This window comes from Streptomyces sp. NPDC086835 (genome assembly GCF_044745705.1).
GTDB lineage: Bacteria > Actinomycetota > Actinomycetes > Streptomycetales > Streptomycetaceae > Streptomyces.
In genome coordinates, this window is record NZ_JBIVAU010000037.1 from 1 (window position 1) to 1,485 (window position 1,485).

A 1,485-nucleotide genomic window follows, 5' to 3' on the forward strand; every position below is an offset into this window, starting at 1 on the left:
GTTCCGTGGCGGTCGGTGATCAGGTGGTCCTACGTTGTTGGCGGGTTGGATGGGCCGTCGTAAGGTCCAGAGATCCAGAGACGCCGGGTATGGCTTTCAGGTGGTTGCCCGTGATGGCTCCAAACACCTGGCCGCCCGGTGTCTCACGACGACTCGACCGCTGATTAGGAGTTGCGGGCACTTCTGCGGGTGCATCGCTGAGTAGGACCACGCTGGCGAGGTCGTCCGGACGAAATGCACATCGAACGACCGGAGGAACAGGTGGCCCAAATCTGGGCGGGCACGGACATCGGCAAGACCCACCACCACTGCGTGGTCCTGGACGCGGAGGGCAGGAAGCTGCTCTCGCGCCGGGTGCTGAATGACGAGCCGGAACTACTGGCCCTGCTCGCCGACGTCCTGGCGATCAGCGAGAACGTGCTCTGGGCGGTCGACGTCGCCGACGGCATGGCAGCCCTGTGGATCAACGTGCTCCTCAACCACGGCCAGCAGCTCGTCTACATACCCGGCCTGGCAGTCAACCGGGCCTCGGCCGGCTACCGGGGCATGGGCAAGACCGACGCCAAGGACGCCACCGTCATCGCCGACCAGGCCAGGATGCGCCGGGATTTGACCGTGATCCGGCCTGACGACGAACACGCCGTCGAGCTGAGAATCCTCACCGACCGCCGCTCCGACCTCTCCGCCGACCGCACCCGCCGGATCAACCGACTGAGAGGCCAACTCACCAGCATTTTCCCAGCGTTGGAACGTGTCCTCGACATGGGAAACGTCGGCCCGCTTGTCCTGCTGAGCGGCTACCAGACCCCGGTCGCTCTGCGCCGCACCAGCCAGAAGCGGCTGGAGACCTGGCTGCGCAACCGCAAGGTCCGCAACCCCGACACCCTGGCCCGGACCGCGCTGGAAGCAGCCGAGCGCCAGCACACCACAGTCCCCGGCGAGAAGATCGCCGCACAGGTGATACACACCCTGGCGAAGGAGGTGATGGGCCTCAACGAGCAGATCGCGGAGATCGACAAGCTCATTGCGGCCCGGTTTCGCGAGCACGACCTCGCCGCCGTGATCTCCAGCATGCCTGGCATCGGCCCCCTCCTGGGCGCCGAGTTCCTGGCCGCCACCGCCGGCGACATGAGCCGCTACGGCAGCGCCGACCGGCTGGCCAGCTTCTCCGGAGTCGCACCAGTGCCCCGGGACTCGGGCAACGTCAGCGGCAATCTGCACCGCCCCCGCCGCTACCACCGCGGACTGCAACGGGTCTTCTACACCTCCGCGCTCATCAGCATCCGCAGCTGCGACGCATCCCGCCGCTTCTACGAACGCAAGCGCGCGGAAGGCAAGCGACACACCCAAGCCGTCCTCGCCCTGGCCCGCCGCCGTGTCAACGTCCTGTGGGCTCTCATCCGTGACGGACAGCGCTTCCAACATCAACTCTCCGTCACCGCGGCGGCTTGACAACAGCATTAGGAGGTGCTTGCTGCCCGGACG

Annotated in this window: 1 protein-coding gene; it reads left to right on the forward strand. The window is 66.8% G+C overall.

Annotated elements, in window-relative coordinates; all coding sequences use genetic code 11:
* The first annotated feature begins 234 nt into the window (after positions 1–234).
* Positions 235–1,452, forward strand: coding sequence for an IS110 family transposase (locus tag ACIPJI_RS36540; RefSeq protein ID WP_402251286.1), 1,218 nt, complete (start codon positions 235–237; stop codon positions 1,450–1,452).
* The last annotated feature ends 33 nt before the right edge of the window (positions 1,453–1,485 follow it).

Excerpts from the sequence above, each read along its gene's own strand:
- ACIPJI_RS36540 (WP_402251286.1), top strand. The coding sequence starts at position 235 with ATGCACATCGAACGACCGGAGGAACAGGTGGCCCAAATCTGGGCGGGC.